This is a genomic window from Flavobacterium mesophilum (assembly GCF_039581405.1).
GTDB lineage: Bacteria > Bacteroidota > Bacteroidia > Flavobacteriales > Flavobacteriaceae > Flavobacterium.
This window is the reverse complement of record NZ_JBCPXZ010000008.1, coordinates 108018-124537: the sequence shown is the minus strand read 5'-3', so window position 1 is coordinate 124537 and position 16520 is coordinate 108018. Positions and strand designations below refer to the sequence as shown.

General features: G+C 34.4%; 13 protein-coding genes. 12 read left to right on the top strand and 1 reads right to left on the bottom strand.

Annotated elements, in window-relative coordinates:
- Positions 1-33: 33 nt before the first annotated feature.
- Complete coding sequence (locus tag AAYQ19_RS20965; protein WP_343539060.1) at positions 34-1227, top strand: alpha-L-fucosidase; 1194 nt, start codon at positions 34-36, stop codon at positions 1225-1227.
- A gap of 68 nt (positions 1228-1295) precedes the next feature.
- Here AAYQ19_RS20965 and AAYQ19_RS20960 read toward each other — a convergent pair whose 3' ends face one another.
- Positions 1296-2198 carry an AraC family transcriptional regulator gene (locus tag AAYQ19_RS20960; protein ID WP_343539058.1) on the bottom strand — a complete coding sequence of 301 codons (903 nt, stop codon included), beginning with the start codon at positions 2196-2198 and terminating at the stop codon, positions 1296-1298.
- A 446-nt stretch (positions 2199-2644) separates the two neighbouring features.
- Between AAYQ19_RS20960 and AAYQ19_RS20955 the strand changes: the two genes are divergently transcribed.
- The 11 genes from AAYQ19_RS20955 to AAYQ19_RS20905 all read left to right on the top strand — a co-directional run bounded on the left by AAYQ19_RS20955 (position 2645) and on the right by AAYQ19_RS20905 (position 16447).
- The gene (locus AAYQ19_RS20955; RefSeq protein WP_343539056.1) at positions 2645-3871 is read left to right on the top strand and encodes an enolase C-terminal domain-like protein; all 1227 of its coding nucleotides are present in this window, start codon (positions 2645-2647) and stop codon (positions 3869-3871) included.
- Positions 3872-3918: 47 nt separating this feature from the next.
- Positions 3919-5571 (top strand): sodium:solute symporter, encoded by a 1653-nt coding sequence (locus AAYQ19_RS20950; RefSeq protein ID WP_343539054.1) that lies wholly within the window; start codon positions 3919-3921, stop codon positions 5569-5571.
- A 20-nt stretch (positions 5572-5591) separates the two neighbouring features.
- Complete coding sequence (locus tag AAYQ19_RS20945) at positions 5592-6017, top strand: L-rhamnose mutarotase (RefSeq protein ID WP_343539052.1); 426 nt, start codon at positions 5592-5594, stop codon at positions 6015-6017.
- 15 nt (positions 6018-6032) lie between these two features.
- On the top strand, positions 6033-6809 hold the full coding sequence (locus AAYQ19_RS20940; protein ID WP_343539050.1) for an SDR family NAD(P)-dependent oxidoreductase: 777 nt from the start codon (positions 6033-6035) through the stop codon (positions 6807-6809).
- A 28-nt stretch (positions 6810-6837) separates the two neighbouring features.
- A complete protein-coding gene (locus AAYQ19_RS20935) occupies positions 6838-8016 on the top strand; it encodes a glycoside hydrolase family protein (protein ID WP_343539048.1) in 1179 nt (392 codons plus the stop codon).
- A gap of 2 nt (positions 8017-8018) precedes the next feature.
- Complete coding sequence (locus AAYQ19_RS20930; protein WP_343539046.1) at positions 8019-10367, top strand: glycoside hydrolase family 20 protein; 2349 nt, start codon at positions 8019-8021, stop codon at positions 10365-10367.
- 15 nt (positions 10368-10382) lie between these two features.
- Entirely contained in the window at positions 10383-11846 is a 1464-nt protein-coding gene (locus AAYQ19_RS20925) for a sulfatase family protein (protein ID WP_343539045.1), read from the top strand.
- A gap of 46 nt (positions 11847-11892) precedes the next feature.
- Positions 11893-13434 (top strand): sulfatase family protein, encoded by a 1542-nt coding sequence (locus AAYQ19_RS20920; RefSeq protein WP_343539043.1) that lies wholly within the window; start codon positions 11893-11895, stop codon positions 13432-13434.
- A gap of 47 nt (positions 13435-13481) precedes the next feature.
- A complete protein-coding gene (locus AAYQ19_RS20915) occupies positions 13482-14276 on the top strand; it encodes an endonuclease/exonuclease/phosphatase family protein (protein ID WP_343539042.1) in 795 nt (264 codons plus the stop codon).
- A 260-nt stretch (positions 14277-14536) separates the two neighbouring features.
- The gene (locus tag AAYQ19_RS20910) at positions 14537-15106 is read left to right on the top strand and encodes an RNA polymerase sigma factor (RefSeq protein ID WP_343539040.1); all 570 of its coding nucleotides are present in this window, start codon (positions 14537-14539) and stop codon (positions 15104-15106) included.
- A 198-nt stretch (positions 15107-15304) separates the two neighbouring features.
- Complete coding sequence (locus AAYQ19_RS20905; RefSeq protein ID WP_343539038.1) at positions 15305-16447, top strand: FecR family protein; 1143 nt, start codon at positions 15305-15307, stop codon at positions 16445-16447.
- Positions 16448-16520: the final 73 nt, after the last annotated feature.

Here is a 16520-nt window from a genome sequence, read left to right as displayed (position 1 = left end):
TCTTTAAAATCAAAATTCTAAATGAAGAAAAACATGAAAAATATCAAAGTAATTATCACGATTTTACTTTTATATTGTGCCTTAAATTCTGTTTATGCACAATATGAATGTCCTGATTATTTGAAAGGCTATATAAAGATTTGGAATACAAAAGGGCCAAAAGCAGCCAATCTGAAATGGTTTGAAAATGCAAAATTTGGAATGTTTGTACACTATTCCCCAGCAAATCAATTGCATAATCCAGTGGTTGATTTTACAATAATGAATCAATCATGGTTTGATAATCGAAACAATCAAACATTGGATAATTATGGGTATAAAGAAAATTCTAAAGAAGTTTATGGAAATGCTGTTAATCCGGAGACCGAACAGTTGTTCAAAACATTTGATCCAAAGAATTTTGATGCTGATCAAATAGCAGATTTGGCAGTGAGCGCAGGAATGAAATACATTAATTTTACTTCATGGCACGTAATCGGACGAATGTTTATGTTTGATACTTCTGTTTCAAAATGGAACTCGAAACGTCTTTACAATCGTGATTTTGTAGCCGAAATGGCTGCTGCTTGTCAAAAAAGAGGATTGGGGTTGTTTCTTTATTTTTGGCCACCTCAAGATGCAACACAGGAGGAATTAATGCAAATTCTAAAAGAGTTGTTGACTAATTATGGACCAATTGCGGGTATTTGGTTTGATGGAATTGGAAATGCATATAGAAAGCCTTCTGCATATTTAGAAGCAGCAAAGCAATATGCGCTCGTTAATGCGCTACAGCCACAATGTCTAATATCTTTTAAAACAGGTTGGGTTGGCGATGAGGATTTTCTTGCTCCAGAATGGGATCAATTGAAATTCGATGAAAAAGGAAACCCTTTGTTTCCAAGCCCTGCGAGTTATTTAAAAATTGGTGAAGTAAAAGTTAGATTACTGCGACTAGTGCCAGGAGGAATTGAGTGGAGAACTCAAACGTATAATGAGGTTTGGGATAAAAATTTGAAAGGAAAACCTATCGAGTTGGGAAATACGATGATCGAAAAAAGCGAATGGTTTGATTTTAAAGATGGCCATCATAAATCGAAACAGCAAATAATAGAAGAGTACAAGTGTGCTAGAAAAAATAAATCTAATATGATTTTAAACATTTCTCCCAGAGCTGATGGTTCAATTCATCCAGAGGACAAAAAAGTTCTGGAAGGTTTGAATTCTGAAATTAATTCGATTAAATGATTTAAAAGAAAAAATCTCTTGTCTAATGTTTATTTAAGTTAGTCAGGAGATTTATATTTAAAATAAAGCTAAGATGCTTTCGCAGATGAAGAACGATACTGAAGCGGCGATGTGTTGATGTATTTTTTGAAAAGTCTAGAAAAATAATACGGATCTTCATAACCCAATTCAGATGCAATGTCTTTTACTCTCATTTCTGTTGTAAGTAATAACAAACAAGCTTTTTGTAATTTTAAATGGATGAAGTAATCCAGAGGTGACATTCCTGTTCCTTTTCTAAAAAGTGAAGAAAAATGAGAAGCAGATAGCTGATTGGTCAAAGCTAAATCTTCCAAAGTAAGTTTTTCGGTCAATTTGGTTCGCATGAAAGCAATTGTACTGGATATTAGATCTTTTTCCTCCTGTTTTTTTTCGCTCAAGTTTTTGTCAGGGTATAAAAATGAAGAAATAAAGTGGTACAAACACAGATTTGCTTTGGTGATATTTTCTTTGCTATATCCCATTTCTAAGTTTTGGTACATGGAGAGCCAAAGTTCTATTCCTTTTTCGTTATATATAATTTGTTGTGGGCCATCATATAAACCAATGTTGAAACCTTTATTGAAGTTTTCCATGTCATTTCCACTAAAATGGACCCAGTATATTGTCCAAGGATCGTTTTCATCGGCACCATAACTCATTTCCTCAGTAGTTGCCGGGATTATGAAAAAATCATTAATTCCTACTTCAAATCGCTGATTTTTAATTTTATACCATCCTTTTCCTCTTGTGCAGTAAATAAATATGTTATCGGCGCATCCATTTTTTCTTTCGCGATGATGATAATTTGCTTTCGGAAAATAGCCAATATGAGTAATGTACAAATTGGCCATTACTGGATTTTTCTTTATCGTTTTTTTCCATACCGAATCTGGCAAAGAAATCAATTTTTCACCTTGAAAGCCATCTCGCTGTTTGAATTTTTTTATCATAATGTTATAGCCAAATTGGCACTTTTCTGCATTGCCATTTTAATTTTTGTGTTTTTATTCGGAACTAAATTCGGATGACGAATATGTTCCCGTTTTTATTAATAAAAACAACTGGCGAAAGTTAAACAAAAAAGCATCAAAAAAAATTTTTAGCTTCCCTTTTTCGCTTTTTGTTTAGGAAAATTCAAATTGTGGTAAGAGAGTTCTTATTTATATAAAATAATCAAATAGTCCATTAAAATAATTAAATACACTATTTAAGTAGAGTAGCGATTTGGTAGATTTGTTTTGAGTAAGTGAGATTAAAAAATGAAATGGATTTTTTAAAACAAATAATGATTGGAAGACATTTTTGTTCCGTTTACTTTCAATAAAGGGTTTGATAATATCATAATAGATGATTTTATAGAAACAAATACTTTGATTAATAATTAACCAAGTTATAAATGATTTTCAAGACCTCAACAGCTGACGCTCGTTATCCTTTAGGAAGTGGAGCAGGAAGTGACGCCATACACAGAAATCCAATCTATTCTTATGCAGTTACGAATTTGCATGATGATAGCGGACATATCGGAACCGGATTTGCTTTTACTTTAGGAGAAGGAAACGATTTGGTTTGCAAAGCAGCACAATTTTTTGCCAATCAATTGCAAGGAAGAGATATTGAGGAATTAATGGCAGACTTTGGAAATGTTTTCAATGCGCTTTCTAATGAACAACAATTTCGTTGGTTAGGCCCGCATAAAGGAGTAGCGCATTTAGGTTTGGCTTCGGTAACAAATGCTTGTTATGATTTATGGGCAAAGAAAAGAGGAGTGCCACTTTGGAAATTATTAATTGATTTAAAGCCAGAAGAAATTGTAAATACTTTGGATTTGTCTTATTTGGAAGATGAATTGACAAAAGATGAAGCAATTAATTTGTTGAAATCAAATATTGTTGGAAAAGAAGAACGTTCAAAAATAATTACAAAGGGATATCCGGGTTACGATACTTCTATAGGATGGTTCAATTATAGCGACGAGCAAGTAAAAGAAAATGTCAAGAAAGCCATGGCTGAAGGATTTACAGCCATGAAATTAAAGGTGGGTTCAAAAGAGTTTGAGCGTGATATTCGTCGCTCACATTTGGTTAGAGAAGTTGCAGGTGATAATGCAACAATCATGTTAGATGCGAATCAGCAATGGACTTTGCCTCAAGCATTAGAAATCTGCCCGCAGTTTTTATCTATGAATCCGTATTGGATTGAGGAGCCAACACATCCTGATGATGTTCTTGGGCATATGACTTTAGCTGATGAAATTGCGCCAATGAAATTAGCACTTGGAGAACATGTCCCTAACCGAATTATTTTTAAAAATTATCTTCAAACTAAAAGTGCTGGTTTTATGCAAGTTGATGCAGTAAGAGTGGGTGGAATAAGTGAATTTATTTCAGTAAGTTTATTGTGCAAAAAGTATGAAGTTCCTGTAGTGCCACATGTTGGAGATATGGGACAATTGCATCAGCATTTAGTTTTGTTCAATCATATTTCGATGGGACATGAAGCTTTGTTTTTGGAACATATTCCCCATCTTCAAAAACATTTTGTGCATCCGGTCGATATTCAGGAAGGAGTATATAAAACGCCAATGGAACCTGGAAGCAGTTGTGATTTGAAACAGTCTTAAATTAGTCAATAAGATAATTATTTATCTAATTACAAATTAACCAACCAATGATCCAAACCACAGATTTTATTATAAGTATTTGCTACGTAATAGGGATTCTAATTATAGGATTGGCCTATGGAATTCATCATAAAAGAAAAAGCAGAGAAAATGCAGCACGAGAGTATTTTTTGGCAGGTAAATCGTTAAAATGGCCTTCGATAGGATTGGCGCTTTTTGCTACTAATATTTCTACGGTTCATTTGGTGAGTTTGGCTCAAAGCGGTTTCGATTCAGGTTTGCTTAATGGCAATTTCGAGTGGATGGCCGCCTTTACATTAATATTATTGGCCCTATTTTTTATTCCGTTTTACATAAAATCAGGAGTTGCTACTTTACCCAATTTTTTGGAACGCAGATACGATCGCTCAAGTAGAGATTGGTTGGTAGTAGTTTCTATTGTTTCGGCAATTATTATTCACATTGCTTTTTCAATGCTGGCTGGCGGAATCGTTTTGAAAACATTATTTGATGTCGATTTTTACACAAGCGTTATTGTGATTTCTATTATTACAGCGATTTACACCATTGTGGGAGGACTGAAAGCGGTTGTGGTTACAGAATCTATTCAGACCGTAGTTTTGATAACAGGAGCTACCATTATAAGTTTTGCGGCTTATTTCAAAATGGGAGGCTGGGAGCCAATGGTTGAAGTATTGCATTCCAATAATGGAATGGATAAACTCTCCATGCTTCGTCCTCATGGAGATTCCAGCGGAATGCCTTGGTATGCTGTTCTTCTGGGTTATCCTGTACTTGGAATTTGGTATTGGTGTGCTGATCAGACAATCGTACAACGTGTTTTAGGTGCGAAAGACGAAAATCATGCAAGAGCAGGAGCATTGTTTTGCGGATTCATAAAAATATTGCCAGTCTTTATTTTTATTCTACCGGGCTTGTTCGCTTATACATTGGCACAGTCGGGAAAATTAGACATAAGTGCTTTGCAATCTATTGACGAAACGGGGAAAACAATCACAAACAGTAAAGGAATTTATACTCTAATGATAACGCAATTATTGCCTACAGGTTTGGTTGGGATATTAGTAGCCGCATTATTATCAGGTTTGATGAGCCAGGTTTCAGGAGCTTTAAATTCGATTTCCACTATGTTTAGTTATGATATCTACAGAAGGTATTATCCAAATACAAGTGATTTAAAATTAATTCGGGTAGGCAAAATTGCAGCTGGAATTGCTTTGGTTTTTTCATTGATGCTGTTGCCTTTGCTTGACAAATACGAAAGCATTTTTAATGGACTAAATGATATTATTGCACATATCGCTCCACCAATAACTTGTGTTTTTCTTTTGGGAATATTTTGGAGAAAAGCATCAGCGCAATCGGCTAAGTTGACATTATGGATTGGTTCAGCTTTAGGAGCTATAGTTTTTGCAGTAAACAAAATAGATACAGAAACGGCTTTTGCTCAGATTCCTTTTATGATGATGGCTTTTTATCTATTCATGGCTTGTTTTGTCATGCAGGTTGTTTTCTCCTATTTATATCCAGTTCAGCATACAGATCAGAGTGAAAAATTATATTGGAAATCATTTCTTGAGCCCTTGCAAAGTAAAGGCTGGAGCGGAATTGGGAATTATAAAACGCTTTCTGCTTTGTTATTGCTTTTGATGATTGGCTTGTTTTGGATTTTTAGATAGAAATAAATAAAAAACAAGAGATGAGAAAAGCAAGATTTTCGGCATTGGTAGTTATGTTTCTCTTTTTGACAAGTTGCAAAAAGGAAATCACAACATCGCAGCATAATGACAAACGAATGGGAATGGTTACCGGAATAAAACCTGAAAAGATTGAATATTATAAAAGACTGCATGCCAAAGCCTGGCCCGGAGTTTTAAAGAAATTAAAAGAATGCAATATTCAGAATTACTCGATTTATATTCAGAAAATAGAGAACAAGTTTTTTTTGTTCAGTTATTTTGAATATACAGGTGTTGATTTTGAAAAGGATATGAAAAAAATGGCAGCAGATCCTACAACGCAAAAATGGTGGAAAGAGACTGATCCAACTCAAATTCCTTTGCCACAAACTGCTGCTAAAAAACAAATTTGGACTAACATGGAAGAAGTATTCCACACTAATTAAATAATAAAAACATTTATGCAATCATTAGCATTAACAGATAAAATTATATTTCTAACCGGAGGATCGATGGGCATTGGACTAGAATGCGCAAAAAAATATGCAGATGAAGGAGCCAAAGTTATGATTATGGCCAATGACGAACCTTCATTGCGTGAGTCTATGAAGATTTTAGGCGATGGACATAGCACTTTTTTTGGAGATATTTCCAATCCTACTGATGTGGAAAATGCTATTCTTCATACGTTGAGTTTATTCGGGAAGATTGATGTAATTCATAACAATGCTGGAATTGCTTTTCCATCAAAACCTTTGCATCAAACAAGTGATCGCGAATGGGAAAGACTTTTTGATGTGAATTTAAAAGGTATTTTGCTTACTACTCGATATGGCTTGGAAGCATTAAAAAAAACGAAAGGATGTATTTTGAGTACAAGCAGTATCGTTGGAGAGATTGGACAGGAAAATCATGCAGCATATTCAGCAACGAAAGGAGCTTTGAATTCACTAACAAAATCGATGGCTCTAGATTATGCTAAATATAATATCAGAGTAAATGCCGTTGCGCCAGCTGGAGTGTGGACGCCAATGTTGAGAGAGTGGGGAAAAGAACAAAAAGACCTTGCTAAAATCGAAAAATATCTAGATGATATTCATGTTTTAGGCTATTGTCCCGAAGGAGACGTCATTGCCGATGCATGCGTATTTATTGTTTCAGATAAAGCCCGCTTTATTACAGGAAATATTATGCCTGTAAGCGGTGGAGCAGAATTAGGTTACAGACGATTTGATTAAATAAGTTTTGAAATTTTAATTTCTTGGAATGAATAATGAATTTAAAATAAAAGTAAGGAAAAATCTAAGTTTGATTCTTGGATTCTTTTTGATGCAGTGCATTGTTTCAGCGCAGGATAATTTAGATTTTCAAAAATTAATTGGACAAGTCGATCGTTCAGAATTTTTCTCTTCACCAGATTATTATACGTGGTGCAGCAGTGTTGTAAAAGGCGAAGATGGGAAATATTATATGTTTTATTCCCGATGGGCGCATGGAAAAAGAACTGATACAGATGATCCAATGAATTACATATTCAACGGCTTTAGTGGTTGGTGCAAATATTCGGAAATTGCTTGTGCGGTAGCAGATAAAGTCGATGGTCCTTATAAATATGTCACCACAGTGTTGAAATCCGATGGTTCAAATAATTGGGATAAATATACTTTCCATAATCCACAAATTAGAAAGTTTAACGATACTTATTATTTGTATTATATTTCAAATTCATACGATCCAAAATTGTTTGAAAAGGACTCTACCAAAACAAAGGATTGGAAACATTGGTTGCAATACAATTGTACGCAGAAAATTGGTGTTGTTAAGGCAAAACGCATTTCAGATTTCATCAAAGGAAAATATGCAAAGCCCAAAGATCCATTGATGCAGCCAGACCATGTAAAAACGTTTGAAGTCACTACAAATCCAACGGTTACAAAAGGTCATGACGGCAGGTATTATATGATGTTCAAATCACGTAAACCCAACGTAGGAAATATGACTTTTTGGATGGCAGTCAGCGACAAGCCAGATGGCAAGTTTACGATTGTGAGCGATGTTTTCAACAATGCTGATATGGCTTGCGAAGATCCTTGTATGTGGTATGATCAAAAGCGAAAAAGATATTATGCTGCGGTAAAATATTATTCAAATAGCAAAAAATTAGTGCCTCAGTTTGGCGCATTGGCCTTGATTACATCAGAAGACGGTATAAATTGGAAAGCGGCACAAAATTCGTTGATTTCTTTGCGAGAATTAAATACGAAAGACGGCGTTGTGCAATTGGCTCATTTGGAGCGCCCATTTGTTTATATGGATGAAAATGGAGAGCCAACTGCATTGTTCGCGGCGGCAACAATCAACGAGCCATCAAAAGGAGGCGAGCATCCAACATCGGATTACAATTCGTTTGTGGTTTGTTTTAAATTAAATGAAAATAAAAAGTAATAATGAAAAAAGGAATTCTTTTAGCGACCCTATTGTTTACAATGCTGATTCAGGCACAACAATCGGTAAACATTATACCGCAGCCATTAAGTATAAATCTAAAAAAAGGAAGTTTTGTTATTGATGAAAAGACATCGATAGAAGCTTCTAAATCAGATAAAGAGGCACAAAAAGTAGCATTGTTTTTCGAAAGTTTTTTAAATAAGGTTTCAAAAGTTCCCGTTAAAAATAATATTTCTAAAAGCACAAAAAAAATAAGTTTCCTAATTGAAAGAAATGCCGAATTAGGAGAAGAAGGTTATACAATAAATGTAACTTCTGATGCAATTGCCGTAAAAGCAAATACATCAAAAGGTTTGTTCTACGGAATGCAATCATTGGTACAAACACTGCCTTTGACAAAAGGAAATGATTTGGTCCAAATTCCTGCTTTAGAAATTAAAGATTATCCTCGTTTTAAATGGAGAGGCGTAATGCTTGATGTATGCCGTTATTTTTTCACTATAGATATGATGAAAGAATACATCGATTTAATGGCAACGTATAAAATGAACGTCTTGCATTGGCATTTGACTGAAGATCAAGGCTGGAGAATCGAAATAAAAAAATATCCTCGTTTGACGGAAATTGGTTCAGTTCGAAACGGAACTATCATTGGCAGATTTCCGGGAAAAGGAAATACAAATACACCAGTTACAGGTTTTTACACACAAGAACAAGTCAAAGAATTGGTTAAATATGCTTCAGACAGAGCGATAACAATTATTCCTGAAATCGAGATGCCAGGACATAGTAGTGCAGCAATCGCGGCTTATCCTGAGTTGAGCTGTTTCCCAAAAGAAAGAACAAAATTTAGAGATACTATTTTTTCATTACAATCAAGAAAAGAATTAGCAGAAGGAAGATTAAAATTTGTTCAGGAAACGTGGGGCGTTTTTGAAGATGTGTATGCGCCAACCGAATATACTTTTAAGTTTTTGGAAGATGTAATTGATGAAATTGTTCCATTATTTCCTTCAAAATATATTCATATTGCTGGAGATGAATGTCCTAAGGAATCTTGGAAAAGAAGTGAATTTTGCCAAAACCTAATCAAAGAAAAAGGATTGAAAGACGAGCATGGTTTGCAAAGTTATTTCATTACTAGAATGGAAAAATACATCAATTCAAAAGGAAAATCAATTATCGGTTGGGATGAGATTTTAGAAGGTGGTTTGGCTCCAAATGCAACAGTAATGAGTTGGAGAGGTGAAAAAGGAGGAATCGAAGCAGCAAAATTGAATCACGATGTGATTATGACGCCGGGAGATCCTTGTTATTTGAATCGTCCTCAAGGAGATCCAGAAGTAGAACCAGTTGGAGGCTGGGGCGTGAGTACATTGAAAAATGTATATTCTTATGAGCCAATTCCATCAGAATTAAATGCAGAACAAGCAAAACACGTTTTAGGTTCTCAGGCGAATTTCTGGACAGAATACATTCCGACGTTCGAACATTTGCAATATATGGCACTTCCGAGATTATTGGCATTGTCAGAAGTGATGTGGTCGCCAAAAGAAAAACGCAATTGGAAAGATTTTAGACAAAGATTAAATCCGCAATTCAAGAGTTTTGAAAGTAAAGGATTGAAATATTCAAAAGGAGATTTTAGAGCTTTGATCAAAACAGAAACTATAAATAATGTTTTGTCAATCGTACTAGAAACTGAAAATCCGGATGCTGTAATGTATTATACAATTGATGGAACTGTCCCGACAACTTCAAGTCCGAAATATGAAAAACCAATTGTGATTGATAAATCATTAACGATAAAAGCGATTACAGTTTTAGACGGACAAGTGATGACAAAGAAACCTGCAGAGCAATCTTTTGCACACAATAAAGCTTTAGGCAAAAAAATCAGCTATGAACATAAATATAGCAGTTATTATAAAGCTCAAGGCGATAATTCGTTGATCGACGGAATTAAAGGAACAAAAGATATTACTAAAAACTGGCACGGATTTCAGACAAATGATGTTGTTGCGACGGTCGATTTAGGCGACGGAGTTTCAGTAAACAATATAGCACTTGGGTGCATTCAAAATTGGTCAAAATGGATCTTTTTGCCTAAATGGGTGAAGTTTGAAATATCAACTGACGGCGTAAATTTCAAAGAAATACAAACCATTACAAATACTGTTGCTCCAACTGAAAAAGGAGATATTTTTAAGACATTTAAAGTTGAAATTCCGCAGCAAATCATTAAAAAAGTACGTGTTACAGCAAAGAATTTAGGAGATACACCAATTGGTCATCCTGAAGAAAAACAAGAGCCGTGGGTTTTTGTAGACGAAATTATGATTAATTAAAGTTTAAATAAGAAGATGAAATTTATCAAAAAAGTTATTTTTTTATTGATTGTATTATTTGCAATTGCTCCTATTAACGCTCAAAAAAAGCAATCATCTAAAAAGCCAAATGTAATTGTCATTTTGATGGATGACATGGGATATGCCGATACAAAACCTTATGGGAGTGTTGGTTATGAAACGCCTAATTTTGATAAGTTGGCAAGAGAAGGAATGCGCTTTACACATTTTTATGCCGCACAAGCAGTTTGTACCGCATCAAGAGCCGCTTTGCTGACAGGCTGTTATCCAACAAGATTAGGAGTTGGTTTTGCATTAGCGCCTTGGGATAAAACCGCTTTAAATCCAAATGAAGAAACTATTGCAAAGTTGTTGAAAAATGAAGGTTATGTAACCGGAATGCTTGGGAAATGGCATTTGGGATCAAAAGCACCTTATCTCCCAATTCATTATGGATTTGATACTTTTTATGGAATTCCATATTCACATGATTATTGGCCAGTAGATTACAAAGGAAATCCGGTAGCGCCAGATACTCCAAATGATTGGCGTGGCAAATGTCCTGTGCTTCCTATTTATGAAGGTGATTCAATTGTGGGTACAATTCCAAATTTAGAAGAAGCTTCAAAACTTACTACAACACTTACTGAAAAAGCAGAGCAGTTTATAATTAAAAATAAAAACAAGCCATTTTTCTTGTATTTAGCACATCCGTTGCCTCACGTACCATTGGCAGTTTCTTCAAAATTTAAAGGAAAATCGGGAGCTGGATTATACGGTGACGTAATCAGTGAAATTGATTGGTCAATTGGACAAATTATGGAAACTCTTAAAAAAACAGGACAAGATAAAAATACATTATTGATTGTAACAAGTGATAATGGTCCTTGGCTTTCTTATGGAAACCATGGTGGTTCAACTGGCGGTTTGAGAGAAGGCAAAGGAACTGCTTGGGATGGAGGAACAAGAGTGCAATGTTACATTAGCTGGCCAGGAAAAATTGCACCAGGATCGGTATCCAATCAGTTGATGACTAATATGGATATTCTACCAACAATTGTTGCTGCTACGAATGCCCATTTGCCAAAAGAAAAAATTGACGGACTAAACTTTTTGCCTTTATTGACTGGTAAAACCAATGAATCACCAAGAGATTTGTTTTATGTGTATTATGATCTTAATAATTTAAAACTTATTCGCTATAAAACTTGGGAATTGGTATTGCCTCATGATTCACAGGCTTATAGCTTGGCTTTGCCAGGAAAAGATGGAACGCCGGGTAAAGTTCCTCATGCGCAAATTCCTATGGCTTTATATGATCTTGTTCATGATCCTGGAACAATTCAAGATGTTCAAAGTCAATATCCAGAAGTTGTCCAAGAGATTTTGAAATATGCTGAATTAGCGAGAGAAGATATGGGAGACGGGCTAACAAAACGTGTAGGCAAAAACAACAGAAAGCCTGCTAAAATGGAGTAAAAAGAAGAAAGAAAAGTAGAGAATTGTACTAATTGACTGTATTAAAATGCTTAAAAAACACCCTATATTTTTTGTTTGTTTTTTGGTTTTTACCTGTCTTGCCGCTTTTGGGCAGGAAGTAAAAAAAAGGCCAAACATCGTAATTATTATTTCAGATGATCACGCTTTTCAAGCCATTGGAGCTTATGGAAATAAATTGTTGCCAACTCCAAATATTGACCGAATTGCCAAAGAAGGAGTTTTGTTTAACAAAGGTTACGTAACTAATTCGATTTGCGGGCCTAGTCGCGCTGTAATTTTGACAGGGAAATACAGTCATAAAAACGGATTTAAAGACAATGAAAATTCACGTTTTGATGGAAGTCAGGATTCGTTCGTAAAACAATTGCAGAAATCAGGTTACGAAACGGCATGGATTGGGAAATGGCATTTAGAAACCGATCCGCAAGGGTTTAATTATTGGCAAATTCTTCCGGGACAAGGGCAATATTACAATCCCGATTTTCATATGATGGATGGAACTGAAAAAAGAGTGGAAGGATATGTTTCTGATATCATTGAAGATGCTTCAGAAAATTGGCTGGATAATAGAGATAAAGACAAACCTTTTTGCTTGGTAATTGGTCACAAAGCTACACATCGTACTTGGATTCCTGATGCGCAGGATATGGGAAAATTTGACAACGTAACTTTTCCTTTACCTGCTAATTTTTACGATAATTATCAGAATAGAGAAGCGGCAAAAGTGCAGGATATGACCATTTCAAAAACGATGATTATGGGTTATGATTTGAAGTTTTTTGATTCCAAAGAGCAAGAAGACAAAGAATCTACAATTGCCCGAATGAATCCAACGCAAAGAGCAAAATTTGATTCCTATTATGGCACTATCGCAGCCGATTTTAAAAAGAAAAACTTAAAAAGCAACGAATTAACGGAATGGAAATTCCAGCGTTATATGCGTGATTATTTAGCAACAGCGGTTTCTTTAGACAGAAATATTGGACGTACGCTCGATTATCTGGATAAAAATAATTTGACCGAAAATACAATTGTAGTTTACCTTTCAGATCAAGGTTTTTATTTGGGCGAACACGGTTGGTTTGACAAACGTTTTATTTACGAAGAATCGTTTAGAACCCCGATGATGATGCGTTATCCCGGAGTTGTGAAACCAGGACAAGTTTCTGACGATTTTGTAATGAATCTAGATCTTGGACCAACAATGTTAGACGCAGCGGGAGTTACAATTCCGAAAGACGAACAAGGCGAGTCGTTTTTGCCTTTAATTAAAAATAATAAAGCAAAAGGGCGTGAAGCTATTTTTTATCATTATTATGAAAATGGAGAACACTCCGTTTCTCCACATTTTGGAGTAAGAACCAAACGATATAAACTGGTGCGTTTTTATAAACGTGTTAATTCATGGGAATTGTATGATTTGCAAAAAGATCCGCAAGAGATGAATAATTTGTACGGTCAGAAAAAATATCAAAAAATAACTAAAGAAATGGAATCTGAATTGATTAAGCTGATTGACCAATATGATGATCAAGATGCTAAAAGAATACTTTCAGAAAAAATTTAAGCACCAAATTATAAGTTATTCTTAAACAAATTATAATCTATTTTAAAATGAAATTAAAACTGTCTTTTTTTCTGTTTTTACTTTTTGCAATGAATGTATCATTCGCTCAAATTGATTCTAAAAAGAGTAGAACTATTAGAGTTTTAACTTTTAATATTTATCATGGAGAGACGATGAAAGGCGATTTTAATTTGGATGTAATTGCAAAAGTAATTAACGATGCAAATCCAGATTTTGTGGCCTTGCAGGAAGTTGATTTTAAAACAAACCGTGCTAAAAAATATGATTTGGTTACCGAATTAGGAATCAGAACAAAACTTTGTCCGCTTTTTGCCAAAGCAATGAATTTTGATGGAGGAGAATATGGCGAAGGAATTTTATCAAGGTATTCTATTATTTCGTCGCGAAATGTCAATCTGCCTTACACGAAAGGAAACGAACCCAAAAATGCTGTAGAGATCGTTTCGGTACTTCCTTCAGGTGATACAATTGCTTTTGTTGGAACCCATTTGGATTATAAAGAAATCGAAACCGATAGAATCAATCAAGTTAAAAAAATCAATTCGGTATTTCTAAAAAACAAATACCCAACAATTTTGGCAGGAGATTTAAATTCTTTGCCAGATAGTACGCCAATGAAGATTCTGGAAGAAAAATGGGGAACATCTTATGATAAGAACAATCCGCAATTTACTTTTCCGTCTAGCAAACCAGAAAAAACAATTGATTATATAATGTTCGCTCCAAAAAAACGATGGAAAGTTCTGAGCCGAGAAGTAATTCAAGACTCCGTTGCATCTGATCATTGTGCCTATTTGGTCACTTTGGAACTTTTCGATTAAAATTTTACTTGCTTACTAATTCTAACTAAATGCGAAATAAGCTTCAGGGAAATCTGAGGCTTATTTTTTTGTATTTTTTCTTTGATTAATTACTGTTGCATTTTTATATGTGATTTCGATTTTTCGTTGCATATTTATTAAAATACATCTTACATAAATCGTTTACGATAAGGTTTTCGTATGTTTTAATTCTTTATTCTTTAGTTTTTAACATAATTAATGTTTAATATTGCGGTTTTCATCCTTTCTCTTTGTAATCAATGTCTGTTTATCGCGAATATACTGATCATACTTTAATAAGTCTTCTAAAAGAAGGTGATCAGGGTGCCTATACAGAAATTTTTGAAAGATATTCCAGGCTTTTAGTGAATCATGCCTATAAAATGATTGGCAATCAAGATGAAGCCAATGATGTCGTTCAAGAAATTTTTTTGTTTCTCTGGAACAAACGTGATGAAATAGCAATTACAGGATCACTTTCTTCTTATTTATACAAAGCAACAAAAAACAGAATCTTAAATCATATCGCCCACGAAAAAGTGGTTTCGCGTTATGCTGACTCGATTTCAAACTTTATTGAAAACGATTATGTTTCTGCGGATTCTAAACTTCGAGAAAAAGAATTAGAAGCTATTATCGCCAAAGAAATTGCTTTGCTTCCTGAAAAAATGCGAGAAGTCTTTTTGCTTAGAAAAGTAGAAGAGCTTTCGTATGAGGAAATTTCAAATCAGCTTAATATAACAGATAAAACGGCAAAACAGCAAGTTTATAATTCGGTTAAAATCCTTCGTGAAAAGCTAAAAACAGCACTGAATGTTTTTATTTGGTAAAATTATTGCAAATTTTTCTTTTACTACTTCTTGATTGAATCTGTTTTTAACATGCTTATTTACAGTTGTAAAGGTTCTTCTGTTTTTAATTTGTTAACTCAAAAATAATATTTTTTTAATTTTTTTTTGTCATTGCCTATGACAAAACTCTTTTCTAACTGTCTTACTTAAAACGGGACAAAAACTTGTGTTGTAATTATGAATGAATCAGAACTATTAGCATTGTTGCAAAAATACCAAGAAGGTACTTTATCAAATGAAGATAAGGACAAACTAGATGCGTGGTATTTGCATAAAGCGACAAATAGCAAAATGCAACTTAATGCTTATGAACTGGAAGATAGTTACCAGCATTTGAAGTCAAAATTACCACTTGTACAGGAGACAAGAGTTGTTAGTTTATGGCCTCGCGTGGCTGTTGCGGCATCAATTGCATTGGTATTGGGTATCGGAATATTCTATGTTGCAAAATCAGAAATGCCGAAAAACAGTATTCAAGTTGTAGAAAAACCAAAAGAAATCGCTCCGGGCGGAAACAGAGGAATTTTGACGCTTTCAAACGGAAAGCAAATCATTCTTTCAGATATATCATCAAAAGATATTATTGCTAAAGAAGATCAGGACGAGGTAACGATTAAAATGGATGCTAATGGCGTTATTACGTATGTTATAAATCCAAATGTTGCTAATTCTGAGAAAGACGATAATTCATTCAATACGCTTTCAACACCAACTGGAGGACAATATAATATTGTTTTGGCTGATGGTACAAAAGTATTTCTGAACGCAGTTTCATCCATCAAATATCCAACTCAGTTTAATGGAGATCAAAGAATTGTAGAGTTAGAAGGTGAGGCTTATTTTGAAGTTGCTAAAAATAAAAACAAACCATTCTTAGTAAAATCAGATAACCAAACGATAGAAGTTTTAGGAACGCATTTTAATGTTCATGCATATAATAATGAATCTGTTGTAAAAACTACTTTGTTAGAGGGAAGCGTAGCAGTTTCTTCTAAAAATCAGAAAACAATTTTAAAGCCGGGCCAGCAATCAAATGTATCTGAAGGTTCTAATAAAATTGGAGTTAAGGAAGTCGATACCGAAGCTGCAATCGCTTGGAAAAACGGCCGATTTAAATTTGATAATGCAGATCTGAAATCGGTGATGAAGCAATTGGAGCGTTGGTACGGAATTAAAGTTGAATACCGAGGTGATGTCTCAGATGTGAGATTTAACGGAGGTACATTTAGAAATAAAAATTTGTCTGAAGTGCTAAAAGTACTTGAGCTTAGCAATATAAAATTTAAGGTAGAAGGAAAAACGATTATTGTGTATCCCTGATCTTAAGTCTAACCGATTATATTGAGTTTATAAACTAAAAAACCAGAGGCAGTTGCGATGCTTCTGGTTTGTT